25 protein-coding genes and 1 pseudogene are annotated in these 26,369 nt (G+C 72.4%); 18 read left to right on the top strand and 8 right to left on the bottom strand.

Features of this window, described 5'->3' with window-relative positions; translation table 11 throughout:
* Positions 1 to 44 precede the first annotated feature (44 nt).
* The 4 genes from ACWD3O_RS25760 (at position 45) to ACWD3O_RS25745 (ending at position 2,084) form a co-directional block, all read left to right on the top strand.
* On the top strand, positions 45 to 230 hold the full coding sequence (locus ACWD3O_RS25760) for a hypothetical protein (protein ID WP_451417519.1): 186 nt from the start codon (positions 45 to 47) through the stop codon (positions 228 to 230).
* Between the two features lie 265 nt (positions 231 to 495).
* A complete protein-coding gene (locus ACWD3O_RS25755; protein ID WP_451417518.1) occupies positions 496 to 771 on the top strand; it encodes a hypothetical protein in 276 nt (91 codons plus the stop codon).
* The gene (locus ACWD3O_RS25750; RefSeq protein ID WP_451412877.1) at positions 768 to 1,160 is read left to right on the top strand and encodes a type II toxin-antitoxin system VapC family toxin; all 393 of its coding nucleotides are present in this window, start codon (positions 768 to 770) and stop codon (positions 1,158 to 1,160) included. The genes ACWD3O_RS25755 and ACWD3O_RS25750 overlap by 4 nt, the downstream gene beginning before the upstream one ends.
* 270 nt (positions 1,161 to 1,430) lie before the next feature.
* Positions 1,431 to 2,084: a hypothetical protein gene (locus ACWD3O_RS25745; protein ID WP_451417517.1), complete on the top strand. Its 654-nt coding sequence runs from the start codon at positions 1,431 to 1,433 to the stop codon at positions 2,082 to 2,084.
* Here ACWD3O_RS25745 and ychF read toward each other — a convergent pair.
* Complete coding sequence (ychF, locus tag ACWD3O_RS25740) at positions 2,074 to 3,162, bottom strand: redox-regulated ATPase YchF (protein WP_451412879.1); 1,089 nt, start codon at positions 3,160 to 3,162, stop codon at positions 2,074 to 2,076. The genes ACWD3O_RS25745 and ychF overlap by 11 nt on opposite strands.
* A gap of 438 nt (positions 3,163 to 3,600) precedes the next feature.
* Between ychF and ACWD3O_RS25735 the strand changes: the two genes are divergently transcribed.
* Positions 3,601 to 4,116 carry a DUF6542 domain-containing protein gene (locus ACWD3O_RS25735; RefSeq protein WP_451412880.1) on the top strand — a complete coding sequence of 172 codons (516 nt, stop codon included), beginning with the start codon at positions 3,601 to 3,603 and terminating at the stop codon, positions 4,114 to 4,116.
* Between the two features lie 348 nt (positions 4,117 to 4,464).
* Here ACWD3O_RS25735 and ppgK read toward each other — a convergent pair whose 3' ends face one another.
* Both ppgK and ACWD3O_RS25725 read right to left on the bottom strand, forming a co-directional pair.
* The gene (ppgK, locus tag ACWD3O_RS25730; protein WP_451412881.1) at positions 4,465 to 5,214 is read right to left on the bottom strand and encodes a polyphosphate--glucose phosphotransferase; all 750 of its coding nucleotides are present in this window, start codon (positions 5,212 to 5,214) and stop codon (positions 4,465 to 4,467) included.
* A gap of 225 nt (positions 5,215 to 5,439) precedes the next feature.
* Entirely contained in the window at positions 5,440 to 6,453 is a 1,014-nt protein-coding gene (locus ACWD3O_RS25725) for a 4-hydroxy-3-methylbut-2-enyl diphosphate reductase (RefSeq protein WP_451412882.1), read from the bottom strand.
* Positions 6,454 to 6,545: 92 nt separating this feature from the next.
* Between ACWD3O_RS25725 and xseA the strand changes: the two genes are divergently transcribed.
* From xseA to ACWD3O_RS25705, 4 genes and pseudogenes are all read left to right on the top strand, one after another.
* Positions 6,546 to 7,778 carry an exodeoxyribonuclease VII large subunit gene (xseA, locus tag ACWD3O_RS25720; protein WP_451412883.1) on the top strand — a complete coding sequence of 411 codons (1,233 nt, stop codon included), beginning with the start codon at positions 6,546 to 6,548 and terminating at the stop codon, positions 7,776 to 7,778.
* 11 nt (positions 7,779 to 7,789) lie between these two features.
* A complete protein-coding gene (locus tag ACWD3O_RS25715) occupies positions 7,790 to 8,053 on the top strand; it encodes an exodeoxyribonuclease VII small subunit (RefSeq protein ID WP_451412884.1) in 264 nt (87 codons plus the stop codon).
* Positions 8,054 to 8,157: 104 nt separating this feature from the next.
* A pseudogene (locus ACWD3O_RS25710) lies at positions 8,158 to 8,337 on the top strand (NAD(P)/FAD-dependent oxidoreductase); the annotation flags it as partial.
* A gap of 423 nt (positions 8,338 to 8,760) precedes the next feature.
* Positions 8,761 to 9,357 (top strand): malonic semialdehyde reductase, encoded by a 597-nt coding sequence (locus tag ACWD3O_RS25705; RefSeq protein WP_451412885.1) that lies wholly within the window; start codon positions 8,761 to 8,763, stop codon positions 9,355 to 9,357.
* An 87-nt stretch (positions 9,358 to 9,444) separates the two neighbouring features.
* Here ACWD3O_RS25705 and ACWD3O_RS25700 read toward each other — a convergent pair whose 3' ends face one another.
* Entirely contained in the window at positions 9,445 to 9,972 is a 528-nt protein-coding gene (locus ACWD3O_RS25700; protein WP_451412886.1) for a DUF4245 domain-containing protein, read from the bottom strand.
* A 129-nt stretch (positions 9,973 to 10,101) separates the two neighbouring features.
* On the opposite strand from ACWD3O_RS25700, the gene glpX reads away from it, so the two are divergent.
* Positions 10,102 to 11,136: a class II fructose-bisphosphatase gene (gene glpX / locus ACWD3O_RS25695; RefSeq protein WP_451412887.1), complete on the top strand. Its 1,035-nt coding sequence runs from the start codon at positions 10,102 to 10,104 to the stop codon at positions 11,134 to 11,136.
* A gap of 160 nt (positions 11,137 to 11,296) precedes the next feature.
* On the opposite strand, the gene ACWD3O_RS25690 is transcribed toward glpX, so the two are convergent.
* Entirely contained in the window at positions 11,297 to 11,698 is a 402-nt protein-coding gene (locus ACWD3O_RS25690) for a WhiB family transcriptional regulator (RefSeq protein WP_451412888.1), read from the bottom strand.
* Between the two features lie 109 nt (positions 11,699 to 11,807).
* On the bottom strand, positions 11,808 to 12,485 hold the full coding sequence (locus ACWD3O_RS25685) for a DUF1707 domain-containing protein (protein WP_451417516.1): 678 nt from the start codon (positions 12,483 to 12,485) through the stop codon (positions 11,808 to 11,810).
* Between the two features lie 213 nt (positions 12,486 to 12,698).
* On the opposite strand from ACWD3O_RS25685, the gene ACWD3O_RS25680 reads away from it, so the two are divergent.
* Positions 12,699 to 14,363, top strand: coding sequence for a fumarate hydratase (locus ACWD3O_RS25680; protein WP_451417515.1), 1,665 nt, complete (start codon positions 12,699 to 12,701; stop codon positions 14,361 to 14,363).
* A 132-nt stretch (positions 14,364 to 14,495) separates the two neighbouring features.
* Here ACWD3O_RS25680 and ACWD3O_RS25675 read toward each other — a convergent pair whose 3' ends face one another.
* On the bottom strand, positions 14,496 to 15,980 hold the full coding sequence (locus ACWD3O_RS25675; protein ID WP_451412891.1) for a ricin-type beta-trefoil lectin domain protein: 1,485 nt from the start codon (positions 15,978 to 15,980) through the stop codon (positions 14,496 to 14,498).
* Between the two features lie 257 nt (positions 15,981 to 16,237).
* On the opposite strand from ACWD3O_RS25675, the gene ACWD3O_RS25670 reads away from it, so the two are divergent.
* The 3 genes from ACWD3O_RS25670 (at position 16,238) to ACWD3O_RS25660 (ending at position 20,974) form a co-directional block, all read left to right on the top strand.
* On the top strand, positions 16,238 to 17,686 hold the full coding sequence (locus ACWD3O_RS25670; RefSeq protein WP_451412892.1) for a class II fumarate hydratase: 1,449 nt from the start codon (positions 16,238 to 16,240) through the stop codon (positions 17,684 to 17,686).
* A gap of 214 nt (positions 17,687 to 17,900) precedes the next feature.
* Positions 17,901 to 18,593: a cytidylyl-2-hydroxypropylphosphonate hydrolase gene (gene fomD / locus ACWD3O_RS25665; protein ID WP_451412893.1), complete on the top strand. Its 693-nt coding sequence runs from the start codon at positions 17,901 to 17,903 to the stop codon at positions 18,591 to 18,593.
* Between the two features lie 203 nt (positions 18,594 to 18,796).
* Positions 18,797 to 20,974, top strand: a complete 2,178-nt coding sequence (locus ACWD3O_RS25660) for a SpoIIE family protein phosphatase (RefSeq protein ID WP_451412894.1) — start codon at positions 18,797 to 18,799, stop codon at positions 20,972 to 20,974.
* Between the two features lie 111 nt (positions 20,975 to 21,085).
* Here ACWD3O_RS25660 and ACWD3O_RS25655 read toward each other — a convergent pair whose 3' ends face one another.
* The gene (locus tag ACWD3O_RS25655) at positions 21,086 to 23,329 is read right to left on the bottom strand and encodes a transglycosylase domain-containing protein (protein ID WP_451417514.1); all 2,244 of its coding nucleotides are present in this window, start codon (positions 23,327 to 23,329) and stop codon (positions 21,086 to 21,088) included.
* A 376-nt stretch (positions 23,330 to 23,705) separates the two neighbouring features.
* Here ACWD3O_RS25655 and ACWD3O_RS25650 point away from each other — a divergent pair, with 376 nt between their 5' ends.
* From ACWD3O_RS25650 to ACWD3O_RS25635, 4 genes are all read left to right on the top strand, one after another.
* Positions 23,706 to 24,599, top strand: a complete 894-nt coding sequence (locus ACWD3O_RS25650; RefSeq protein WP_451412896.1) for an SPFH domain-containing protein — start codon at positions 23,706 to 23,708, stop codon at positions 24,597 to 24,599.
* Positions 24,596 to 24,856 carry a hypothetical protein gene (locus tag ACWD3O_RS25645; protein ID WP_451412897.1) on the top strand — a complete coding sequence of 87 codons (261 nt, stop codon included), beginning with the start codon at positions 24,596 to 24,598 and terminating at the stop codon, positions 24,854 to 24,856. Before ACWD3O_RS25650 ends, ACWD3O_RS25645 begins: the two co-directional genes overlap by 4 nt.
* A gap of 322 nt (positions 24,857 to 25,178) precedes the next feature.
* Entirely contained in the window at positions 25,179 to 25,733 is a 555-nt protein-coding gene (locus ACWD3O_RS25640; RefSeq protein ID WP_451412898.1) for a peroxiredoxin, read from the top strand.
* Positions 25,734 to 25,736: 3 nt separating this feature from the next.
* Positions 25,737 to 26,273: a carboxymuconolactone decarboxylase family protein gene (locus ACWD3O_RS25635; protein ID WP_451417513.1), complete on the top strand. Its 537-nt coding sequence runs from the start codon at positions 25,737 to 25,739 to the stop codon at positions 26,271 to 26,273.
* The last annotated feature ends 96 nt before the right edge of the window (positions 26,274 to 26,369 follow it).

Below are 26,369 nucleotides of genomic sequence, written 5' to 3'. Positions count from 1 at the left end.
CCCGTCAGGCGATGGTTCATCGTCGGCGAGCGGTAACTCAGAGCATGCTCAACAACACCGGCAACTCCGAGGCATTGAGCCAGTTCCGGCGGCTGTATGACGTCATCGACCGAGGTGACGTCTCCTTGCTGCAGGGCAGCATCCACATGGTCGTCAGCAGCCAGACCGCCGACGGACTCGCCGAACGAATCCGCGAGCTGGGTTCCCCCCTCCACGTACGGGACATGTAGCGACGCCAGAGCCGGTAACTCGCTCATCGCAGCATCCAGCACGACGAGGCCGGGACGAACTCGTTCCGGCCTCGTTAGGTGCTTGTACTTCGCCGGAATTCCACCACGTCGCTGACGTGGGGGAGTTCAGACGTTGTAGCGGAACGTCGGGCACGGGGCAGTCACCTGCGGAACGACCGCCAGGCTCGAGCGGAACCAGCAGTCAACCAGCAACGGTGCCGGCAGACCTCGAGCCGGATAACAAATCTTTTATTAAACTGCCGGTATGGCTGGCACCACACCCACCCCCGGAGAAGGACCCGTCCGTCCCGTCTCCGTGTCCCTGCACGAGGGCACCATCGCCGCCTTGAAGCAGCGCACGGGCCGTCGCGGCATGTCGGCATACGTCGAGGCGCTCATCCAGCGCGAACTGGAACGGGAACGTCTGCGTGAGCTGATCGCCACCGCGGAAGCCGAGCACGGTCCGGTCGACCACCGGGCGGTCGACACCAAGCGTGCGCTTCTGCGGGGTGAGGCGGCGAGCTCGGCCGACGCCGCATGAGCGGCACCCTCGTCCTGGACTGTGAGGGTCTCTCCAAGCTCGTACGCCGCCACCCCGAGCTGACCGAATGGCTCGCGGCAGCTGATGCCGAGGACATCCGGGTCGTAACGAGTGCGGTCACCCTGGTCGAAGCCCGGGACCCTCGCGTCCACCAGGCCCAATTCGACTACGCCATCTCGCGCGTCAACATCATCCCGCCCACCGAAGCCATCGCCCGACAGGCGGGCAACATCCTCGCCGAGACCGGCCTGCACGGCCACAAGTACGCACTGGACGCCATCGTCGCCGCGACAGCACTCGCCTCTCCTCGCCCCACGACCGTGCTCACCTCCGCTCCTGAGGACCTCCAGATGCTCTGTCGCCGAGAGATCACCGTCGTGAAAGTCTGAAGGCAAGGGACATGGTGTTCGCGTGCACGGGGTCCTCAACCACCGCGTCCGTCACTTTCTGACTCCCCGCGGCGCCTCGGCGGGAATCCGCCTGCCGCCCATGTCAATGATCTGGCTGACAGCAGGCGTCGGTCGGGCCACGGCTCCTCCGGACACGCCCCCTCGTTCCTCGTCAACACCGTCGCCCCGTGCCTGCGGGCCGACGCATCGGCGAAGATCCGGCAGGCGCTGCTGACAGCCACCTCGAACCTGCTGTATCTCACGGCCCACATGGCCATCGACGACGGCCTTCACGGGCTCGCGGTACTACCTCAAGGCCGCCGAACTCGCCGGAGCGCCGACGACCGCCTCGCCTACTGCACCGTCCTGCGCGGCATGAGCGTCCAGGCCACCGGACTCGGCCACGGCACCAAAGCCCTCGAACTCGCGAACGCGGCCGCAGCGGCCTCCCCCACCGCCAATCCCCGCATGCACGCGTTCTTCGCGGGCCAGCAGGCTCACGCCGCCGCCCAGACCGGCGATCGCACGGGCGCCCTGCGGCACCTGAGCGACGCGGAGACCGCCATGGACCGCGCCGAGTCGCACGTCGGCGTCATCGGCTCCTACAACCCCGCCGCCCTCAACTACCACGTCAGCCAGGTCCGCCACGAAGTCGGCGACACCCCCGGCGCCATCCGCGCCCTGCAGCTCTCCGACAGGAGTCGTGTCAGCTCCGACCGGGTCATCCGCGTCGTCCACCGGTGCGCCATCGCCGAGCGACAGCTCCGCATCGGCCACCTCGATGCCGCCTGCGCCCCTGGCACCACCAGCAGAAAACCAGCAACGGGAAAGCCGGCGGGGTCGGCCCGAAACCGGACCGACCCCATTGACCTGCGCATTTGCCAGCTCGACCGACACCGAGCTATGGCACCCGCTAAACGTTGAAGCGGAACTCCACCACGTCGCCGTCCTGCATGACGTACTCCTTGCCCTCCATGCGGGCGCGGCCCTTCGCGCGGGCCTCGGCGACGGAGCCGGCCTCGACGAGGTCGTCGAAGGAGATGACCTCCGCCTTGATGAAGCCCTTCTGGAAGTCCGTGTGGATCACGCCGGCCGCCTCGGGCGCGGTGGCGCCCTTCTTGATGGTCCAGGCGCGGGTCTCCTTGGGACCGGCGGTCAGGTAGGTCTGCAGGCCGAGGGTGTCGAAGCCGACGCGGGCGAGCGTGGCCAGGCCGGGCTCCTCGGCGCCGACGGACTGGAGGAGCTCCATGGCGTCCTCCTCGTCGAGCTCGGCGAGGTCCGCCTCCAGCTTGGCGTTGAGGAAGATCGCCTCGGCCGGGGCGACGAGCGCGCGCTGCTCGTCCTTGAAGGTGTCGTCGGTCAGCTCGTCCTCGTCGACGTTGAAGACGTAGAGGAAGGGCTTGGTGGTGAGCAGGTGCAGGTCGTGCAGCAGCTCGTTGCGCTCGGTGCCCTGGACGATGCCCTGCGAGAAGAGGGTGTCGCCGCGCTCCAGGATCGCCTGGGCCTCCTCGACGGCCTTGACCTTCGGGGCGATGTCCTTCTTGATCCGCGACTCCTTCTGCAGGCGCGGCAGGACCTTCTCGATGGTCTGGAGGTCGGCGAGGATCAGCTCGGTGTTGATCGTCTCGATGTCGTCCTTCGGCGAGACCTTGCCGTCGACGTGCACGACGTTCTCGTCCTTGAACGCGCGGATGACCTGGCAGATCGCGTCGGACTCGCGGATGTTCGCGAGGAACTTGTTGCCCAGGCCCTCACCCTCGCTGGCGCCGCGGACGATGCCGGCGATGTCCACGAAGTCGACCGTCGCCGGGAGGACCTTGGCCGAGCCGAAGATCTCGGCCAGCTTCGCCAGGCGCGGGTCGGGGACGCCGACGACACCCACGTTGGGCTCGATCGTGGCGAACGGGTAGTTGGCCGCCAGCACGTCGTTCTTGGTCAGGGCGTTGAACAGGGTCGACTTGCCGACATTGGGCAGGCCGACGATTCCGATCGTGAGCGACACGTTGCGACTTCCCGTTACGTGAGGTGAAGAGGGCGGGCGGGCCTGAAGGGGACCGATCCCCCAGTCTACGGCGTGCCGGACGGGGCACCCGTTGCCCGTCGAACATCAGACCAGTGCCGCCCCTGGGCGTGTCATTAGGGCTATTCAGCACATAAACAGACCTAGGTTGTGCGAGTGGAGCATCACAGGACGACGGGAACCTCACGGTCGGCCGCCCGGCCCGGAGCGGTGCCGCGGCGTGATTCGCGCACGGCACTGCCTCCGCAGGCCCGCGGCGCCGGCTCCGGAAACGATCGAACGGGACGAGGCGAACGGCGGCCTCCCCGGCCGCGGCACCCGAACGGCGGCCAGGCGGCCCCGGCGGGGGCCCGGCAGGGGGCCGCGCTGCCCGCGGGGGCGGCGATCGCCGGCGCGCCGGGCGCGCGCGGCGGCGCCGCGGTGGACCGGGCGGGCCAGGCGATGGCGGGGCTGGCCAGGTGGGCCGGGCGGACGGCGGAGTCGGCCCGCGACTCGCGGGTGCCGTGGATCGCCGCGACGGCGTCCCGCAGCACGGCGGCCGCGCGGACGGTACGCCGCTTCCCCAACCCCCGCCTCACGGGTCTCGGCTGCGGGCTGTTCTGCGCCGCCGCGATGGTGGTGCTGGGGCTGCTGAGCATGCTGGTGGGCGGGTCGGTGACCGTGTACGGGCTGCTGTTCCTGCCGGTCAGCCTGCTCACGGCGCTCTGGGTGCGGCCCGGCGACCTGCTGACCGCGCCGATCATCGGACCGATCGCCTACGCCCTCGGGCTGCTGTTCGTCGCCGACGGCAGCGGGGTCGGCGGCCAGGCCATGGGCTACTTCACGGCGCTGGCCACGGGGGCGGGGTGGCTGTACGGCGGCACGCTGATCACCGGGCTCACGGCCACGGTCCGCTGGATCCACCTCACGTCCTCCTCGCCGCACCGCGCGGGATAGTCCTCCTCGCCGCACCGCGCGGGATAGCCGGGCTAGCCGGGAGGCGCGGGGGTCGGGAGGCGCGGAGGGTGCGGTGCGGGGCGCGTGCCTCCGGCCTCCGCCCGCGCCACCCCTCCCCGCGCCGCCCCCCGGGCGACTGAAGCGTTGAGGCAGAAGGGGCGAGCGGGCGCGGGGCCCGGAGTGCCACCGCAGGACCCGCGCCCGCCGAGCCGAGGGGCGGCCCGGGCGGCCCCCGGGCTCACCCCCGCCGAGCCAAGGCCCCGAGCCAAGGCCCCGGGCCCCGGCCCCCGGGCTCACCCCCGCCGAGCCAAGGCCCCGAGCCAAGGCCCCGGGCCCCGGCCCCCGGGGTCACCCCCGCCGCTGCGCGGCGTACATCGCCGCCCCCACGATGCCCGCGTTGTTCTGCAGCCGCGCCGGCACGATCTCCGCCCGCACCTTCGTGATCAGTGGCAGGAACTTGTCCGCCTTCCGGCTCACCCCGCCGCCCACGATGAACAGCTCCGGCGAGAACAGCATCTCGACGTGGCGGAGGTACTTCTCGACCCGCCGCGCCCAGTGCTCCCAGGACAGGTCCCCGTCCTCGCGGGCCTTGTGCGAGGCGCGCGTCTCCGCGTCGTGACCGTGCAGCTCGAGGTGGCCGAGTTCCGTGTTGGTGACCAGGAGGCCGTCGGTGAAGACCGCGCTGCCGATGCCGGTGCCGAAGGTCAGCACGATGACCGTGCCCCGGCGTCCCATGCCCGCGCCGAAGTTCATCTCGGCCACGCCCGCCGCGTCGGCGTCGTTGACCACGGTGACCGGGATGTCTCCCAGGCGCCCGCCCAGCAGCGCGGCGGCGTCCGTGTCGATCCACGTCTTGTCGACGTTGGCCGCGGTACGGATGGTGGAGCCGTCGGTGACCACGCCCGGGAAGGTCACCCCGACCGGGCCGTGCCAGTTGAAGTGGTCGACGACCTGCTTCACGCACTCCGCCACGTCGTCAGGGGTCGAGGGCTGCGGAGTCAGCACCTTGTGCCGCTCCGCGGCCAGATCGCCCCTCGCAAGGTCCACGGGCGCGCCCTTGATGCCGGAGCCGCCGATGTCCACACCGAAGATCTGCATGGCACCACGCTACGACGCCCGGTGGCACGTCACCGCCGGAAGGGTCCGCGCCGGCCCGGAACGCCCGGGAACGCCGGACCGGGCGACGGTCCCCGCCGGCTCCCGGAACGCCCGTCCACGCCGGACACGGCGACGGCCCGCACCCCGAACCGGGCACGGGCCGCCGGACGCGACGTGGAGCCGCTCAGGCCGGGGAGCCGCCCACCCCTGGGAGCTGGGAGCCGCTCAGGCCTGGGAGCCGCCGGTCCGCTCGGCGACCAGCGCGGCCGCCTCCTCACGCAGGTCGCGGCGCAGCTCCTTGGGCAGCGAGAAGATGATGGACTCCTCGGCCGCCTTCACGATCTCGACGTCCTCGAAGCCGCGCTGCGAGAGCCACTCCAGCACCTGCTCGACCAGCACGTCCGGGACCGAGGCGCCGGAGGTGACGCCCACCGTGGTGACGCCGTCCAGCCAGCCCTCCTCGATCTCGTCGGCGAAGTCGACCAGGTAGGCGGCGGAGGCGCCGGCCAGCTTGGCGACCTCGACCAGGCGCTTGGAGTTGGAGGAGTTGCGGGAGCCGACCACGATGACCAGGTCGGCCTGGGCGCCCATCTCCTTGACCGCGAGCTGGCGGTTCTGCGTGGCGTAGCAGATGTCGTCGCTGGGCGGGGAGATGAGCTGCGGGAACTTCTCCTTCAGTGCGCCGACCGTCTCCATCGTCTCGTCGACCGAGAGCGTGGTCTGGGAGAGCCAGACGACCTTGGACGGGTCGCGGACCTCGACCTTGGCGACGTCCTCGGGGCCGTCGACGAGCTGGATGTGGTCGGGGGCCTCGCCGGAGGTGCCGATGACCTCCTCGTGGCCCTCGTGGCCGATCAGGAGGATGTCGTAGTCCTCGCTCGCGAAGCGGACGGCTTCCTTGTGCACCTTGGTGACCAGGGGGCAGGTGGCGTCGATGGTGGCGAGCCGGCCCTCCTTGGCCTCGTCGTGCACGGTCGGGGCGACGCCGTGGGCGGAGAACATCACGATGTTGCCGGGCGGCACCTCGTCCGTCTGCTCGACGAAGATCGCGCCCTTCTTCTCGAGGGTCTGCACGACGTACTTGTTGTGGACGATCTCGTGACGGACGTAGATCGGGGCCCCGTACTGTTCGAGGGCCTTCTCCACGGCGATCACTGCGCGGTCGACACCGGCGCAGTAGCCGCGGGGAGAGGCGAGCAGGACACGGCGGCGGCCAGGAGAGTCGGTCATGCGCCCCATCGTACGGGCCGTACCCGGTGCGGGCCCGTGGCCGCCCCTCCGCCGGGGAACGCGCGGCTCCCGTGTCCGACGCGGCGGCTACGCTCGGGCGCATGGCTGTGAACACGACCCCCGAGACGGCCCTGCCCGTCGGCCAGGTGTCCCGGATGATCGGGGGCTGGATCGACCGGCTCGGCGCGGTCTGGGTGGAGGGGCAGATCACCCAGCTCTCCCGCCGCCCCGGCGCGGGCGTGGTGTTCATGACGCTGCGCGACCCGTCGCACGACATCTCGGTCAAGGTCACCTGCTACCGGCAGGTCTTCGACGCGGTGGCCGACGTCGTCGGCGAGGGCGCCCGGGTGCTCGTGCACGCCAAGCCGGAGTGGTACGCGCCGCGCGGCGAGCTGTCGCTGCGGGCGGCGGAGATCCGGCCGGTGGGCGTGGGCGAACTGCTGGCCCGGCTGGAGCAGCTGAAGAAGAGCCTGGCCGCGGAGGGGCTGTTCGCGGCGGACCGCAAGAAGCCGCTGCCGTTCCTGCCGCAGCTGATCGGCCTGGTCTGCGGCCGGGCCTCGGCGGCCGAGCGGGACGTCCTGGAGAACGCGCGCCGCCGCTGGCCGGCCGTGCGCTTCGAGGTGCGCAACGTCGCCGTGCAGGGGGTGCACGCCGTGCCGCAGGTGGTGCGGGCGGTGCGGGAGCTGGACGCGATGGAGGACGTCGACGTCATCGTGGTGGCGCGCGGCGGCGGCAGCGTGGAGGACCTGCTGCCGTTCTCCGACGAGGAACTGGTCCGCACGGTCGCCGGCTGCCGCACGCCGGTGGTCTCCGCGATCGGCCACGAACCCGACACGCCGCTGCTGGACCACGTCGCGGACCTGCGCGCCTCGACGCCGACCGACGCCGCCAAGAAGGTGGTGCCGGACGTCGGCGAGGAGGCGGAGCGGGTGCGGCTGCTGCGCGACCGGGCGCGGCGGTGCGTGGACGCGCTGGTCTCCCGCGAGGAACGCGGCCTGCAGAACGCCCTGGCCCGTCCGGTGATGCAGGACCCGCACCGGATGATCGACGACCGCGCCGAGCAGGTCGCCGCACTGGCCGACCGGGCCCGGCGCACGCTGGGGCACCTGCTGGACCGCGCGGAGTCGGAGCTGACCCACACCCACGCCCGGGTGGTGGCCCTCTCCCCCGCCCGGACGCTGCGCCGCGGGTACGCGGTGCTCCAGCGGCCCGACGGGCAGGTGGTCCGCGACCCGGCCGAGGTGGCGGCGGGCGAGCCGCTGCGGGCCCGGGTCGCCGAGGGCTCCTTCACCGTCGTGCGCGGCGACGACATCACCAACGACCCCGAAGCGTGAGGACGGACGGAATGAGCAGCATGGCCGACGAGCAGTCCGCGGGGGCGACCGAGGCGGGCAAGGCGATGCTCGGTTACGAGCAGGCGCGGGACGAGCTGATCGAGGTGGTCCGGCGGCTGGAGGCGGGCGGGACCTCGCTGGAGGAGTCGCTGGCCCTCTGGGAGCGCGGGGAGGAACTCGCCAAGGTGTGCCGCCGCTGGCTCGAGGGCGCGCGCAAGCGGCTCGACGCCGCCCTCGCCGAGGAACCGTCCCCCGACCACTCCGACGAGTCCTGACCCCTCCGCCCTCCCCTGCCCTGGGCGGGGGCCACCCCGGTCACCCAGACCGCCCCCACGCCCCGATCCCCGCCCGGAGCCACCGTCACCGCGCCCCGAGCGCCCCGCAGGACCTCGGCCTCGTCGTCGACCTCGGCGGCCTGGACGCCGTCTCCAAGCCGCTGGGCGTGGAACTCAAGGGCCTGCCCGCCCTCGCGGTGGCCCGCGGATACCACTGGTCGGCGCTGCGTACCGGCGTCGCCAAGGCCCGCGTGGCGACCAACTGGGCGCGGCGGACCCTGGCTCCCGGCAGCCGCCCCTCCCCCGCCCCACCGAGCCTTCGCTCCGGCCCCCGGCCTGCGCGCCGGCCTGCGCCCGCCGACACCAGCCCCCGAGCAGACCCGCGCGCATCCCGGAAGCCCCGCTGGCTCCCCGGGACAGGAGCCGGCCCGCGCCGTCCGCGCCCGCCGCCACCAGGCCCCGCAGAGACCCGCGCGCACCCCGGAAGCCGGAAGCCGTCCCGCCCCGGTCCACCAGGGCCAGGAACCGGGCTCCCCCACCTTCGCGCCCACCGACCGCGCCCCACGGCACCCTGGGCGCACCCCCGGTCGCCCCGACCCCCGCCGCCACGCCGTGGCCCCACCCCGGTCCGCGACTGTTTGAACTTTCAACCTCTTGGGATCTAGACTGGCCGCGCCGTCCCACCGGATCACCGAAAAGGCTGACGCATGTCTCTCGCCCTTGACCCCGCCGCCCAGGACCTGCTGTTCCGCGAGGCGCACACCGCCCAGAAGTTCTCCGCCGAGCCGGTGACCGAGGAGCAGCTGAAGGCGATCTACGACCTGGTCAAGTTCGGCCCGACCGCCTTCAACCAGTCGCCGCTGCGGATCACGCTGGTCCAGTCCCCCGAGGCCCGTGCGCGCCTGGTCGCGCTGCTGTCCGACGGCAACAAGGCGAAGACCGCCACCGCCCCGGTGACCGCGATCCTCTCCGCCGACGTCGAGTTCCACGAGGAGCTCGACACGCTGCTCCCGGCGATCCCGAACGCCAAGGACATGTTCTTCAGCGAGCGCCCGGTGCGTGAGCGTTCCGCCCTCGCCAACGCGCAGCTGCAGGCCGCGTACTTCATCGTCGGCGTCCGCGCCGCCGGCCTGGCCGCGGGCCCGATGACCGGCGGCGACCTGGAGGGCATCCGCAAGGAGTTCCTCGACGACGACCACCTGCCGCTGATGGTCGTCAACATCGGCCGCATCGCCGAGGAGGAGGGCGCCCACTACCCGCGCGCCCCGCGCCTGTCCTACGAGCAGGTCGTCACCACCGTCTGATCCCGCCCCGCCCGGGCACGCCGAAGGCCCCCCGCACCGCGCGGGGGGCCTTCGGCGTACTCGTGCGCGATCGCGCGCGCGGGCCGGCTACTCGGCCGGCTTCTCCTCCGTGCGCAGCGCCCCGGCCATGGCGGCGAGGTCGTCCTGGCCGCCGCTGCCGGTCACCACCGTGGTGACGCCCTCCTCCCGGAGGACCAGGGCGTCATAGCGCTCGCCCTCGTACCGGTCCCAGTCGCGCCCGCCGACGCTCCGGGTCCCGGTCTTCTTCGCGCCCTGGGTGGCCGAGTCGACGAACTCGTCCGGCTTCTCGGTGGACTGTTCCAGCGCGACGTAGCCGCCGTCGGGGTCGGCGAAGCCGAGGTGCCAGCGCGCGTTCTCGGCGCGGTAGCGCACGGACGTCGCCGTCCAGCTCTCCGGCAGGCCCTCGGGCGCCGCCACCGGGTACGGCGCGGCGCGGCGTGCCGTCAGGAGCTCCACCCGGTAGTCCACCCGCTTCGGCTCCGGCGCGGTGTCGTCGTGCGGGACGAAGAGGTAGATCACGCCCGCCGCGAGGAGAATGAGGCCCAGGGAGAGAACCATGTCCCGGACCGACTGCTTGCCTTTCATACCTGCCACGCCCCCTATCGTCGCAGGTGCCCTTCGCGCTCATCCGTGGGGTCCTCTGCTCATAATTTCAGTCGGAGGCTAGAGTCAAGGGCGAACGACCCTCATCCGGCCGTCGTCGTACAGGGAAGGTGCGCTCCGATGACCGAGCACAATCTGCTGCCGTCCGAACTCGAGGTCCCGTCCGAGGCCCCCGACCGCAACCTGGCCCTGGAACTGGTCCGGGTCACCGAGGCCGCCGCGCTGGCGGCGGGCCGCTGGGTGGGCCGCGGTGACAAGAACGGCGCCGACGGCGCCGCGGTGCGCGCCATGCGCACGCTCGTCTCGACCGTCTCGATGAACGGCGTCGTCGTCATCGGCGAGGGCGAGAAGGACGAGGCCCCGATGCTGTTCAACGGGGAGCAGGTGGGCGACGGGACCGGGCCCGACTGCGACATCGCCGTCGACCCCATCGACGGAACCACCCTCACCGCCAAGGGCATGACCAACGCGATCTCCGTGCTGGCCGCCGCCGACCGGGGCTCGATGTTCGACCCGTCGGCGGTGTTCTACATGGACAAGCTGGTCACCGGCCCGGAGGCCGCCGACTTCGTCGACATCAACGCGCCGGTGTCGGTGAACATCCGCCGCATCGCCAAGGCGAAGCGCTCCACGCCCGAGAGCGTCACGGTGGTCATCCTGGACCGGCCGCGGCACCAGCAGCTCATCCAGGAGGTCCGGGAGACCGGCGCGCGCATAAAGCTGATCTCCGACGGCGACGTGGCCGGCTCCATCCTCGCGCTGCGCGAGGGCACCGGCATCGACCTGCTGCTGGGCATCGGCGGCACGCCGGAGGGCATCATCTCGGCCTGTGCGGTGAAGTGCCTGGGCGGCACCATCCAGGGCAAGCTCTGGCCGAAGGACGCCGAGGAGCGCGAGCGGGCGATCGAGGCCGGCCACGACCTGGACCGGGTGCTCACCACGGACGACCTGGTCTCCGGCGACAACGTCTTCTTCGTCGCCACGGGCATCACCGACGGCGAGCTGCTGCGGGGTGTGCGGTACCGCTCGGAGACGGCGACGACCTCGTCGATCGTGATGCGCTCGAAGTCCGGCACGGTGCGGGAGATCCACTCCGAGCACCGCCTGAGCAAGCTGCGGGCCTACAGCAACATCGACTTCGACCGGGCCAAGTAACCGGCTCCGGACGGCAACGGGCGGGGCGCGGGCCCACGGGCTCGTTGCCCGGACGGTGGCGGACGAAGGGCGTTCCCGGTGCGGCGGGGGCGCCCTTCGGCGTCCCGCGGAGGCGTTCGTGGCACGCGAGGTGCCGCCTCGCGGAGGCCCGCCGCGGAGGTCAGCCCGCCGCGGCTATGCGGCCGCCGGCCGAGGCGTGCGCCGCCTTCTTCAGCTCGACGTCCCGCCGCCGGCGGCGGGCCAGCACCAGGCGCCGCTCCGCGGCGGTCAGGCCGCCCCAGACGCCGTAGGGCTCCGGCTGCAGCAGGGCGTGCTCCCGGCACTCGACCATCACCGGACAGCCGGCGCAGACCCGCTTCGCCGCCTCCTCACGGGACAGCCGGGCGGCCGTGGGCTCCTTGGACGGGGCGAAGAACAGTCCCGCCTCGTCCCTGCGGCAGACGGCCTCGGTGTGCCAGGGCGCCTCCTGGTCGCGGTCCCTGCGGGCGCTCCGCGGGCCCGGGACCGGGGGGACCTGTGCGACCTTGGTGACCTGCAGGGACGAACGCGTGTGCTGCGGCACGGTCTACTCCTGACGAAGGCTTCGCGAGCGAGCGGCGATGCGTCAAGCACTACCCCTCGAGCACGCCGCGTATGCACCTCCTATACGCCCGGCGACCGAGTGCCGCGCGTCACAACTCCTTTGTGCCGCCCCCGAGATGCCCGCCTCCGAGGTGCTTGGAGAGCGACCGGTCCACGCTCCGCTGGACCCGGTGCAGGATGTCCGCCACCAGGCGTCCGCGGCGGGGTCGCGCCTCGACGTTCCCCAGCACCGCCCAGCCGTCCACGTACACCACGGGCGCGTTGGAGTCCTCGGCGTCCGCCGTGTCCACCTCGAAGTTGCCGAGCACACCGCCGCCGGTGCCGCGCAGGGTGACGTTCTCCGGCACGAGGACCTCGACGTTGCCGAAGACCGACACGGCCTTCACGGTGACCTGCTGGTGCTCGAATACGGCCTGGCTGAGGTCGATCTCCACACTGCCGAAGATGGCGTAAGCGTTGATCCGCCGGCCGGCGCGCCAACGGCCCTTCCGGGTGGAGGCGCTGAATATCGCCGTCACGTTCTCGTCGGCGACGGGCAGGGACTCCAGGTCCAGCGGCGCGCGCGAGGGCACGGCCCGCTCGCCGGGCAGGTCCCGCACGTACCCCTCCAGATCACCGAGGGTGCGGGCGGCCAGCGCGCCCTCGACCCGCTCGACGTGCTCCTCCGGCGTGATCCGGCCCTCGGCGACCGCCTCTCGCAACTGGTCCACGACGCGGTCCCGGTCGGCGTCCGAGGCCCGCAGCTCCTGCTTCTTGTGAAGGTCCACACACGCAGCGTAGCAGTCGCGATGTATCGCGAACAGCCCTCGCGCGGGCGAACTTCCGGAAGCCGCCACCCCCGCCCGACCCCCGTCCGGAGCCACCCCGTTGCTCACGTGCGGGGCGGTACCGTCAAGTGAGCCTTACCTCACGGCGGAGGCCGTTCCGGCAGGTTCTACGCTGGTAGGCGCCGGCAATGCTTCGAGTGAGGAATGGGCGAGATGCCTGAGTTCGCGTACACCGATCTGCTCCCCGCAGGAGAGGACACCACCCCTTACCGGCTGGTGACCTCCGAGGGCGTGTCGACCTTCGAGGCCAACGGCCGCACGTTCCTCAAGGTGGAGCCGGAGGCGCTGCGCAAGCTCGCCGAGGAGGCCGTGCACGACATCCAGCACTACCTGCGCCCCGACCACCTCGCCCAGCTGCGCAAGATCATCGACGACCCCGAGGCGTCCGCCAACGACAAGTTCGTCGCCCTGGACCTGCTGAAGAACGCGAACATCGCCGCCGCCGGCGTCCTGCCCATGTGCCAGGACACCGGGACCGCGATCGTCATGGGCAAGCGCGGCCAGAACGTGCTGACCGAGGGCGGCGACGAGGAGGCCCTCTCCCGCGGCATCTACGACGCGTACCGGAACCTCAACCTGCGCTACTCGCAGATGGCTCCGCTGACCATGTGGGAGGAGAAGAACACCGGCTCCAACCTCCCCGCGCAGATCGAGCTCTACGCGACCGACGGCGGCGCCTACAAGTTCCTCTTCATGGCCAAGGGCGGCGGCTCGGCCAACAAGTCGTTCCTCTACCAGGAGACCAAGGCGGTCCTCAACGAGGCCTCCATGATGAAGTTCCTGGAGGAGAAGATCCGCAGCCTGGGCACGGCGGCCTGCCCGCCGTACCACCTGGCGATCGTGGTCGGCGGCACCTCCGCCGAGTTCGCGCTCAAGACCGCCAAGTACGCCTCGGCGCACTACCTGGACAACATCCCCACCGAGGGCTCCGAGCTGGGCCACGGCTTCCGCGACACCGAGCTGGAGGAGAAGGTCTTCGAGCTCACCCGCGAGCTCGGCATCGGCGCCCAGTTCGGCGGCAAGTACTTCTGCCACGACGTCCGCGTCATCCGCCTCCCCCGGCACGGCGCGTCCTGCCCGGTGGCGCTCGCGGTGTCCTGCTCCGCCGACCGCCAGGCCGTCGCGAAGATCACCGCCGAGGGCGTCTTCCTGGAGCAGCTGGAGAAGGACCCGGCGCGCTTCCTGCCGGACACCACCGAGGCCGACCTCATCCAGGCCGGCGACGTCGTCAAGATCGACCTCAACCGGCCGATGGACGAGATCCTCGCCGAGCTCACCAAGCACCCGGTGAAGACCCGGCTCTCCCTGACCGGTCCGCTGGTCGTGGCCCGCGACATCGCGCACGCCAAGATCAAGGAGCGCCTGGACGCCGGCGAGGGCATGCCGCAGTACCTGAAGGACCACCCGGTCTACTACGCCGGTCCCGCGAAGACCCCCGAGGGCATGCCCTCCGGCTCCTTCGGCCCGACCACGGCCGGCCGCATGGACTCCTACGTCGAGCAGTTCCAGGCGGCGGGCGGCTCCAAGGTGATGCTGGCCAAGGGCAACCGCTCCCAGCAGGTCACCGACGCGTGCGGCACGCACGGCGGCTTCTACCTGGGCTCCATCGGCGGCCCGGCCGCCCGCCTGGCGCAGGACTGCATCAAGAAGGTCGAGGTCCTGGAGTACGAGGAGCTCGGCATGGAGGCGGTCTGGCGGATCGAGGTCGAGGACTTCCCGGCGTTCATCGTGGTGGACGACAAGGGCAACGACTTCTTCCAGAACCCGGCGCCCGCCCCCACCTTCACCTCCATCCCGGTCCGCGGCCCCGGCCTCTGACCCTCCGGAGACGGCGCACCCGGCGCGGCGCGGCGTGACCACGGACGACCCGTGGTCACGCCGCGCCGGCGTCTCAGGCGCCGATCACCCCGGCGCCGGCCACCCCGGCGCCGCCGGTCACCCCGGCACGGCTCACGCGAACCGCTGGTCGGCCGCCCCGGTGCAGGCCCGCAGCACCAGGCCGGCGGTGGCCGAGGGCAGCGTCACGCACAGCCCGGTGGACGAGGCGGGACGCAGGGTCGCGCCCTGCCGGACGAACTGCTGGTTGGCGTTGCCGTGGCAGTCCCACAGCACCAGCCGCGCTCCGGCCGTGAGGGAGCCCCCGCGGACGTCGAGGCACCGGTCGTGGGAGAGCGCGGAGTGCAGGGTCCTGCGGGTGCCGTCGTACCACCAGTCCTGGTTGCGCCCGCCGTGGCAGGCGTACCCCTGGGCGGCGGTGTCGTTGGCGGTGGACTCGCCGTCCGCGTCCACGCAGGTGCCGGTGGCCTCGTTGCGCAGCGGGCGGAACTTGTCGTCCCAGGCGCCGTCGATCACCTGCACCCCGGCCGTGCCCGCCGGGTCGGCGCAGCTGCCCTCACGCGAGGCGGAGGCGTAGAACTGCCGGAAGCACTCGGCGAACGCCGTGTGGCCGCGGTAGTTGGGGTGGAAGGACTGCCGGACGGCGTTCTCGTCCGGCGGGAACGGGTTGGCGGCCACGGTCAGGCCGCGGACCCAGGTGTCGTCCATGCAGACCTCGTGGCCGTGGAACAGCCGCGAGTTGTCGAGGTAGTGGGCGCCGCTGAGCCGCGCCGCCTCCCGGATGCCGCGTTCGAACGACGGCACCGCCTCGTTCCGCGCCCAGGCCAGGTCCTCGTCGGCGAGGGTGCAGCCGCCGGCCAGCTTGCCGGGGAAGTTCGGGTTGTCGTGGATGTCGGGCCCGCCCGGGCTGGGGTAGCCCATCACGACCAGCTTGTAGGCGCCGTCCGCGTAGCCGGCGCCGCGCATCACGGTCCTGAGGTCGTTCACCGTGGCGGTGACCTTGGGCACCAGGCCGTCGATGCGGGCCTGCCAGCCGGCCTCCAGCTCGGGTGAGCAGGGGCCCTGGAGCAGGAACCAGTCGAGGGTGCAGTCGGTGACCACCGGCCCGAACTGCAGGTCGTCGTTGGCGCCCACCACCAGCGTGATCATCTTGATCCTGGTGTTGCGCGCCTTCACGGCCAGGCTGTCGCTCTGGACCAGCTCGTCGGCGTACTGCGCGGAGCCGCCGATCCGCACGTTGACGGTGCTCGCGCCGGAGCAGGACACGTTGTACGTGACGTCGGCCGGAATGCCCGTGCGGTGGATCGCCGCGTCCTTGGAGCGGTGGCACCAGTTGTCCGGGCCGTCGGTGGGCGACTCGTAGTTGCCGACGCCCTCGCCGGAGATCTCGCTGTCGCCCAGCGAGATCAGCGAGGTCTTGCGCTGGTCGAGGGGCCGTTCGGCGGGGTCGCCGTACAGCTTGACCGCCTCGGCCGCCCGCACCGCCTCCAGCGGGGCCGGCAGCGGGGTGGACGCGGCCGTCACCCGCTGTCCGTCCCGCGCGTCCGGGGCGGCGCCCGCTCCGGGGGCCGCGAGCCCCAGCAGCGCGGTGGCGGTCACCGCGACGAGGGCGGCCGCCCTCCGGAAGGCCGGTCGGCCGGATCTGCTCGTGCCGCCGCCCCGTCCGGGCGTGAGTCCTGCGTGGTGCACGGCGCCTCCTGAATGGTCCGATGTCCCGTTCGGATGTCCCCTTGGGTGTGTACTGGCGAGTAGGCGGGGTTGGGAAGAGCGCGAACCGGTCAAGCGGTTGAGGGGGACGTAGGGCGGACCGCCCGGCGCCGGGCCGGGCAGCGGTCCGGACGAGGAGAGGGACGACGATGACGAGCGGGACGGAACGGGAAGTCGCGGCCGACGGGCCCGGGCAGGACGCCCGGGACGGGGCCGGACAGTGGCGCGTGGAGCACGATTCGATGGGCGAGGTGCGGGTTCCGGCCACCGCCAGGTGGCGGGCGCAGACCCAGCGCGCGGTGGAGAACTTCCCGCTGTCGGGACAGCGCCTCGAGCGGGCCCACATCGAAGCCCTGGCCCGGATCAAGGGCGCGGCCGCCAAGGTGAACGCCGAACTCGGCGTGCTGGATCCCGGCGTCGCGGAGGCGATCCGGTCGGCGGCGGCCGAGGTCGCCGAGGGCCGGTGGGACGAGCACTTCCCGGTGGACGTGTTCCAGACCGGCTCCGGGACCTCCTCCAACATGAACATGAACGAGGTGCTCGCCACCCTGGCGACCGAGCGGCTCGGCCGGGACGTCCACCCCAACGACCACGTGAACGCCTCCCAGTCCTCCAACGACGTCTTCCCCTCCTCGCTGCACATCGCGGCCACCGCGGCGGTCACCCGCGACCTGATCCCGGCGCTGCGCCACCTGGCGGAGGCCCTGGAGCGGAAGGCGGAGGAGTTCGCCGACGCGGTGAAGGCGGGCCGCACCCACCTGATGGACGCCACCCCGGTGACCCTGGGCCAGGAGTTCGGCGGCTACGCGGCGCAGGTCCGGTACGGCGTGGAGCGGCTGCTGGCCTCGCTGCCGCGGCTGGCCGAACTGCCGCTGGGCGGAACGGCGGTCGGCACCGGGATCAACACCCCGCCGGGCTTCTCGGCGGCGGTGATCGCGGAGGTGGCGCGGGACACCGGGCTGCCGCTCACCGAGGCGCGCAACCACTTCGAGGCGCAGAGCGCCCGCGACGGCGTGGTGGAGACCAGCGGTCAGCTGCGCACGATCGCGGTCGGCCTCACCAAGATCTGCAACGACCTGCGCTGGATGTCCTCCGGGCCGCGCACCGGCCTCGCGGAGATCAGCCTGCCCGACCTCCAGCCCGGCTCCTCGATCATGCCGGGGAAGGTCAACCCGGTGGTGCCGGAGGCGGTGCTGATGGTGGCCGCGCAGGTGGTCGGCAACGACGCCACGGTGGCCTGGGCGGGCGCGGCCGGCAACTTCGAGCTCAACGTGATGCTGCCGGTGATCGCCAAGAACGTGCTGGAGTCGGTGCGGCTGCTCGCCGGCGCCTCCCGGCTGCTGGCCGACCGCACGGTGGACGGAATCGTCGCCCACCGCGAGCGCGCGCTGGAGTACGCCGAGTCCTCGCCGTCGGTGGTGACGCCGCTCAACCGGTACATCGGGTACGAGGAGGCGGCCAAGGTGGCCAAGCGGGCGCTGGCGGAGCGGAGGACCATCCGTGAGGTGGTCCTGGAGTCCGGTTACGTGGACCGCGGCGACCTCACGCTGGAGCAGCTGGACGAGGCGCTGGACGTGCTGCGCATGACCCGGCCGTAGCCCCCGGCCGTGGCCCGGCACCGCCGCCCGGGCCGCGCCGCGCGGGCGCCGCGCGAGAGCCGCGCGGGACAAGCACCACCCGCGCCCCGGCCGAGCAACGGCCGCCCGCCGCCGCCCGCCCCGGTGGCCGCGGGCGGCCGGTGCCGTTCCGCCGCCGTGCCGCGCGTGATCCGTACCGCAGCGGTTCCGGCGGGGCGCCGCCTAGGATCACCCCATGACAGCAGACTGCGGAGCGGCACGGCGGGGCGGAAGCGGGGCGACGGAGTACTGGGCCCCCGGCAGCCGGATCCTGTGGCGGTACCGGGAGAACGGCGGGCCGCACCTGCACATCTGCCGCCCCGTCACCGTGGTCCGCGACGACGCCGATCTGCTGGCGGTCTGGCTGGCGCCCGGCACCGAGTGCGTCAGACCGGTGCTGGCCGACGGCACCCTCCCGCACCAGGAACCGCTGGAGTCCCGCTACACCAAGCCCCGCGCCGTGCGCCGGGGCGCCTGGTTCGGCACCGGGGTGCTGAAGCTGGCGCAGCCCGGGCGGCCGTGGTCGGTGTGGCTGTTCTGGGAACCCGGCTGGCGGTTCAAGAACTGGTACGTCAACCTGGAGGAGCCGCTGGCCCGTTGGGCGGGCGGCGTGGACTCCGAGGACCACTTCCTGGACGTCGTGGTGAACCCGGACCGCAGCTGGGGCTGGCGGGACGAGGACGAGTTCGCCGAGGCCCAGCGGGTGGGGCTGATGGACGCGGAGACCGCCGCGCGGGTCCGCGAGGCCGGACGGCGGGCGGTGGACGTGGTGCGCGCCTGGGGCACGCCGTTCTCGGACGGCTGGGAGGACTGGCGGCCGGATCCGTCGTGGCCGCTCCCGTCCCTGCCCGATGACTGGGACCGCACGCCCGCGCACCTCTCCTCGTGAGACCCTTGATGTGCCCTGGGAACCGAACCGTAGGATCGTCCTCCGGTACGCGCTTCGGTCGGCAACGGCGGCTCGGCGCAAGAGGCTTGACGTCTCGTCAGCGCGGTGCGCCGATGTAACCGGAACAGAAGGAGGAAGGTTCGCGAGGGCAGCGCCGGCGAGCGCCGGCGAGCACGGGATTGGCCTTTGGCGGCCCCGGACGGATGGATTCGACACGCGTGACGGAGCACCCCACACCCGACACCCCGGCCTCCGTGCGTCCCGACGCCGACCCCGGCGCGGCCGCGGGGCGGTCCGGCACGGCCCGGTCCGCGGCGCCGCGCGAGCGGCGCCCGGCGCCCTCCGGCCCGCGCTCCGAGCACAGTCAGCCGGACGCGGGGGCCGACCCGTCCGACGCCCCGCGTCCTCGTCCCGCGCCCGACTCCATCCCCGCGCAGCCCAAGCCGCCGCGGCGGCGGGCCGCGAAGCAGGCGTCCGGCGGCAAGGGCAAGGGCGGCCGGGGCAACGGCCGCTCCGCGCCCGCCGTGAAGACCGCTCCCGCGGCGAAGACGTCCGCGGCCGCGAAAACCCCGTCGGCCGCGAAGACCCCGCCGGGCAGGACGACGGCCGGTGTGCCGGGCGCGCCCGGCGGCAAGGACCGCCGCAGCGGGCGGGCGGCCGGGCCGGCCTCCGGACCGGTGCCGATGCGGCGTGACGGCGAGCGGCTGCGGTTCATCGGGGCCGCCACCCGGCGCATCGCCCGGGGCATGGACCTGGACGAGATCGTCATGGGCCTGTGCCGGGCCACGGTCCCGGCCTTCGCCGACGCCATCCTGGTCCACCTGCGCGACCCGCTGCCGGTCGGCGACGAGCGCCCGGCGGGCCCCGTGATGCTGCAGCTGCGGCGCACCGACCGCATCCCGCCGGACCGGATGTCCGGCGCCCCCGATCCGCTGCCGCCGCTGCCCGCGCTGACCACCGGTGAGGCGTCGCCCGCGGAGGTGCGGCCGGGCGGTCCGCTGGACGAGGTGCTGCGCGGCGTCCGCCCGGTCTTCTGCGACGCGCCGGCCGCCCGGGAGGCCCTGGCCGACCTGCTCGGCGAGGGCGCCGACACCTCGGTGGCCACCGGCCAGCACGCCATCCTGGCCCCGCTGCGCGGCCGCCGCCGGGTGATCGGCGCGGCGGTCTTCCTGCGCGGCCCGGACCGCGTCCCGTTCGAGGGCGACGACCTGCTGGTGGCCGCGCAGCTCGCCACGCACAGCGCGCTGGGCATCGACAAGGCGGTGCTCTACGGCCGCGAGGCGTACATCGCCGACGAGCTCCAGCGCACCATGCTCCCGGAGACCCTGCCGCGCCCCACCGGCGTGCGGCTGGCCTCCCGCTACCTGCCGGCCGCCCAGACCGCGCGGGTGGGCGGCGACTGGTACGACGCCATCCCGCTGCCCGGGAGCCGGGTCGCCCTGGTGGTCGGCGACGTGATGGGTCACTCGATGACCTCGGCGGCGATCATGGGCCAGCTCCGCACGACGGCGCAGACCCTGGCCGGCCTCGACCTGCCGCCGCAGGAGGTGCTGCACCACCTCGACGAGCAGGCGCAGCGGCTGGGCAGCGACCGGATGGCGACCTGCCTCTACGCGGTGTACGACCCGGTCGCGCACCGGATCACCGTCGCCAACGCCGGGCACCCGCCGCCGGTGCTGCTGCACCTGGGCGGCCACGCCGAGGTGCTGGAGGTTCCGGCGGGCGCGCCGATCGGCGTCGGCGGCGTCGACTTCGAGGCCGTGGAGCTGGACGCCCCGGCGGGCGCGACGCTGCTGCTCTACACCGACGGCCTGGTCGAGTCGCGGCTGCGGGACGTGTGGACGGGCATAGAGCAGCTGAAGGACCGGCTGGAGGCGACGGCCCGGCTCACCGGCCCGGACCACTCCCCGCCGCTGGAGGCGCTCTGCGACGAGGTGCTGGACATGCTGGGCCCGGGCGACCGCGACGACGACATCGCGCTGCTCGCGGCGCGGTTCGACGGCATCGCGCCGAGCGACGTGGCGTCCTGGGAGCTGTACCCGGAGAACGCGGCGCCCGGCCGGGCGCGGCGGCTGGCACGCACGGCGCTGGAGGACTGGGGCCTGGAGGGCCTCACCGACGCGGTGCAGCTCCTGGTCAGCGAGGTCGTCACCAACGCGGTGCGGTACTCGACGCGGCCGATCACGCTGCGGCTGCTGCGCACCGACGTGCTGCGGTGCGAGGTCGTCGACGACGTGCCGCAGCTGCCCCGGCTGCGGCAGGCCCGGGCCACCGACGAGGGCGGCCGCGGCCTCTACCTGGTGAACCGGCTGGCCCGCCGCTGGGGCGCCACCCGGCTCTCCACCGGCAAGGCCGTCTGGTTCGAGCTCAACCACCCCTGACGACACCCGGCGCACGACGCTCGAGACCTCGACGGGGAAGGGGCCGTACCGCCGATGTCGGCGGTACGGCCCCTTCCCCGTTCCGTGCGGAGGGTCGGCGGAGGTCGGCGGCTACCGGAGGAAGCCGTCCTCGTCCTCCAGGACCGGGTCCCCGTCGTCACCGGGCCGGCCCGGCCTCGGGTCCGTGGTGGTCTCCTCCTCGGACGGACGGCCCGGCAGCGACGGCGACACCGTCTCGGTGGGCGTCTCGGTCGGGGTCTCGCTGGGCGACTGGGTGGGCGTCTCGCTCGGCGTCGGGGAGGAGGGCTCCTCCGTCGGCGTCGGCGACGGCGTCTCGGTGGGCGTCGGGGTCACCGCGGCGCCCTGGTCGGTCCGCAGGTCGAACCGGGCGCTGCCGTCGGTCACGCCGAAGGTGTAGTCGGCCCAGATCTGCGCCGGGTAGCCACCGCCGTTGACGCGGCCCTTGCCGGGCAGGAGACCCGTCGCGCCGGTGAGCGAGGCCTGCGTGTTGGCCTCGGTGTCCTCGCCGAACATGCCGACGGCGGTCACCAGGTCCGGGGTGTAGCCGACGAACCACGCCGACTTGTTGTTGTCGGAGGTGCCGGTCTTGCCCGCCACCTGCTGCCCGGCCCGTGCCGGGTTGTCGCGCACCGAGGTGCGGGCGGTTCCGTCGTCGACCACGCCGGTCAGCACCGAGGTGACCGTGTCGGCGGTGTTCCGGCTGACGGCCTGCTCACCGATCGCGTCGGGCATCTCGACCTCGGTGTTGTCCTTCTCGGCCTTCTTGACCAGGGTCGGGGTGACCTGGACGCCGTGGTTGGCGAGCGTGGCGTAGGCGCTCGCCATCTCCAGCGGGCTGGAGGTCATGGTGCCCAGCGAGTTGGCGGGATCCGGATCGTCCTCACCGGTGTCCATGCCGACCCGCTCGGCCGTCTCCAGCACGTCGCGCATCCCCACGTCCACGCCCATCTGCGCGAACACCGAGTTGACCGACCTGTTCATCGCGGTCTGCACAGGGATGTCGCCGTAGTTCACGTCGTCCTGGTTGGGCGGGGCGAAGGGGATGGCGCTGCCGACGACGGGCCGCTCGCTGGTGCCGTCGTAGATGGTGCCGGCGTTGATCGGCCGCCCGTCCTGGGTGGTCGCGCCCTCCTCCAGCGCCGCCGCGAAGACGAGCGGCTTGAAGGTGGAGGCGGGCTGGTAGTCGGCGCGGGTCGCGTTGCTGAAGTAGTGCTTCAGGTAGTCCTGGCCGCCGTAGAGCGCCACGATCCGCCCGGTCTCCGGGTCCACGGACACCGCGCCCGCCTGCACCCTGCCGTCGACCTTCCGCTTCTCGGGGTCGAGCTTGCTGGTGAGCTGCTCCTCGACGGACGCCTCCAGCGCCTTCTGCTTCTTCTTGTCGATGTTGAGGGTGAGGTCCCAGCCCTGGCCCTCCACCTTGGCCTCCGCCTCGGCGGCGGAGATGCCCTCGACGTCCATCAGCTGCTGCTGGAGCTCCTTGTTGGCGAGCTGCACCAGGTAGCCGGCCTGGCCCTGGAGCCCGGCCGCGGGACGCGGCTCCTTGGGCACCGGGAACTCCATGCCGGCGCGCTCGGAGGCGCCCAGCCACTTCATCTCGACCATGTTGTCGAGCGCGTAACCCCAGCGCTCCTTCGCGAGCCGCTTGCCGGTCTCGGAGGCGATCGCCCAGTCGTACTGGTTGGGGGCCTGCAGGAGGGCCGCCAGGTAGGCGCCCTGCTCGACGGTGAGCTTCTCGGCGTCGGTGTGGTAGTACGCCTGGGCGGCGGCCTGGATGCCGTAGGCGCCGCGGCCGTAGTAGCTGGTGTTGATGTACCCGGCGAGGATCTCGTCCTTGGTCATCTGCCGGTCCACCTTCAGGGCGATGACCACTTCCCGCATCTTGCGGGTCACGGTCTGCTCCTGGGTGAGGTAGTAGTTCTTCACGTACTGCTGGGTGATCGTCGACCCGCCCTGCTTGCCCTCACCGCGCAGGGTGTTGAACAGGCCGCGGGCGGTGCCCTTGATGTCGACGCCGGGGTCCTTGTAGAAGGTCTTGTTCTCCGCCGCGACGAAGGTCTTCTGGACGTCCTGCGGCACCTGGTCGAGTTCGACGATCTCCCGGTTCACCTCGCCCCGGCGGGCGAGGACGCTGCCGTCGCTGTAGCGGTAGACGTTGCTCTCGCTCTGCGCCAGGGCGTTGCCCTCGTCCGGCACGTCCACGATGACGTACAGCGCGATGAAGGAGCCGATGCCGAGCAGGCAGATCCCGAGGAACGTGCCGAGCAGCTTCCGCCAGGTGAAGAACCTGCGTATGCCCCGTGGGCGGCGCGCACGCCGTAGGTCAGCTCGCCCCATGGTCCTCTTTCGCCCCGCTTCGTGTCGTTCGTACTCCCGCACCCCGGACGTCACCCGGATGCGCGGCCAGTCCCGAAAGTTAACACCGCACCCTGTGACAAACAGGGGTCGATCCGGTCTTTTACGGACGTGAGAATCAGCACCCCAAACTTCGAGCTCCTACCGCATCGGACGTCCCACGAGGTCAAAGGGTTGCCCGGGAACGCGCCGCGAAGGGTTGCACGACGCCGAAAAAGTGATATCACTTAGCTAGGTCGAAGCTAAGGTTCGACCTCATCGCCACACGAAACGGGGGCCTCCTGTGTCCAGTCCTTCCAGTCCTGCCACCCCTCCCACTCCGCCCTCCTCCCCGGCCGGCACGGCCGACGTGCCGGAGATGCCGCGTCCGAGCGTCCGGGAGTTCCCGGCCCGCTCCGTCGGCGGCGGCCTGGCGCTGCTGCTCGGGCTGCTCGGCGTGCTGGTCGCGGTCGGCCTCGGTTACCTGGGCGCCACCCGGGCCTCCGGCGGGGCGGCGGCCGCCCTGATCGTGGGCGCGGTGCTGCTGGCGCTGCTCTCGCTGGCCGCGATGGCGGGGCTCAACATGGTCGCGCCGGGCGAGGCCCGTGTGGTCCAGCTCTTCGGCCGCTACCGGGGCACGGTCCGCGAGGACGGCCTGCGCTGGGTGAACCCGCTCACCACCCGCTCCCGCATCTCCACCCGGGTCCGCAACCACGAGACCGCGATCCTCAAGGTCAACGACGCCTACGGCAACCCGATCGAGCTGGCCGCCGTGGTCGTCTGGCGGGTGGAGGACACCGCGCAGGCCAAGTTCGAGGTCGACGACTTCCTGGAGTTCGTCTCCACCCAGACCGAGGCGGCCGTCCGGCACATCGCGATCGAGTACCCCTACGACGCGCACGGCGAGGACGAGCTGTCGCTGCGCGGCAACGCCGAGGAGATCACCGAGAAGCTGGCCGTGGAACTGCACGCGCGGGTCGAGGCGGCGGGCGTCCAGATCATCGAGTCCCGCTTCACCCACCTCGCCTACGCCCCGGAGATCGCCTCCGCGATGCTCCAGCGCCAGCAGGCCGGCGCGGTGGTCGCCGCCCGGCGCCAGATCGTCGACGGGGCGGTCGGCATGGTCGAGTCGGCGCTCGAGCGGATCGCCGAGCAGGACATCGTGGAGCTGGACGAGGAGCGCAAGGCCGCGATGGTCTCCAACCTGATGGTGGTCCTCTGCGGACACGGCTCGGTGCAGCCGGTCCTCAACACGGGAACGCTGTACCAGTGAGCGAGGACGACGAGAACCCCGCGCCGGCGCCGAACGCGGAACCCCCCGCGCGGCGCCGGCGCACCGCGGAGCGCAAGCAGGTCCTGCTGCGGCTGGATCCGCTGGTGCACGACGCGCTGGCCCGGTGGGCGGGGGAGGAACTGCGCTCCACCAACGCGCAGATCGAGTTCCTGCTGCGCCGCGCGCTGGGCGAGGCGGGCCGGCTGCCGAGGGGTGCCGGCCCGATGCCCCGGCGGGGCCGGCCGCGCGGGGAGTGACCCGCGCGGCCCGGCCCCGCCCGGGGCTCGCCCCGGACGCCGGAGACCGGACGCCGGAGACCGGACGCCGGAGACCGGAGACCGGAGACCGGAGACCGGAGACCGGACAACGTCCTCGCACACCTGCCTGGCACGTCGCCCTGCGGGGGCAATGCCCAACTCCCGCCGTCGAACGCGCATGTGACCGGCCGGCGGCCGGTTCCGTCACACCGCCCCCACGCCTCTCCCCCGCCCCGAAAGTCACGAGTTGGCGTATTTCCGGAAACACCCCCCTCTGTGCCACGATCACGGAGAACGTCCACCCCCCTGCAAGGGAGAGCCCGTGCTCACTGTCGGTGACAAGTTCCCGGAATTCGAACTCACCGCCTGCGTCTCGCTGGAGAAGGGCAGGGAGTTCCAGCGGATCGACCACAAGACCCACGAGGGCCAGTGGAAGGTCGTCTTCTCCTACCCGAAGGACTTCACCTTCGTCTGCCCCACCGAGATCGCCGCCTTCGCCCGGCTGAACGACGAGTTCACCGACCGTGACGCCGTGGTCCTCGGCTTCTCCGGCGACTCGGAGTTCGTCCACCACGCCTGGCGCAAGGACCACCCGGACCTGCGCGAGCTGCCCTTCCCGCTGCTGGCCGACCCGCGGCACGAGCTGATGCGGGCGCTCGGCATCGAGGACGAGGACGGCTACGCCCAGCGGGCGGTCTTCGTCGTCGACCCCAACAACGACATCCAGTTCACGATGGTGACGGCCGGCTCGGTGGGCCGGAACCCGCAGGAGGTGCTGCGGGTGCTCGACGCGCTGCAGACCGACGAGCTCTGCCCCTGCAACTGGAACAAGGGCGACGCCACCCTGGACGCGGCCACCCTGCTGGCGGGTGCGTGACCGATGGCGCTCGCGGAACTGAAGTCGGCCATACCGGACTACGCGAAGGACCTCCGGCTCAATCTGGGCACGGTGATCGGGAACTCCCTGCTGCCCTCGCAGGCGCTGTGGGGGACGGTGCTGGCCTGCGCCATCGCCACCCGCTCCCCCCTGGTCCTGCGGGAGCTGGAGCCTGAGGCCCGGGAGAACCTGAAGCCGGAGGCGTACCGCGCGGCGAAGACGGCGGCGGCCATCATGGCGATGAACAACGTCTTCTACCGCACCCGCCACCTGCTCTCCGACCCCGAGTACGGGTCGCTGCGCGCCGGGCTGCGGATGAACGTGCTCGGCGACCCGGGCGTGGACCGGGCGGACTTCGAGCTGTGGGCGTTCGCGGTCTCCGCGGTGAACGCCTGCGGCGCCTGCCTGGACGCGCACGAGCACAAGCTGCGGGAGGCGGGCGTCTCCCGCGAGGTGGTGCAGGAGGCGACCAAGATCGCCGCTGTCCTCCAGGCGGTGGCCGTCACCCTCGACGCGGAGGCGGTCCTGGCCTCCTCCTGAGCCCCCGTGGATCCGGAACGAAAGGGAGGGGCGGGCACCGGCCGACGGCACGGCCGTGCCGGGCGGGAGGATCACTCCCTCGATCACCCGGGGTTC

The sequence above is a fragment of the Streptomyces sp. NPDC002640 genome (assembly GCF_053592575.1).
This window is presented reverse-complemented; position numbering and strand designations above follow the sequence as displayed.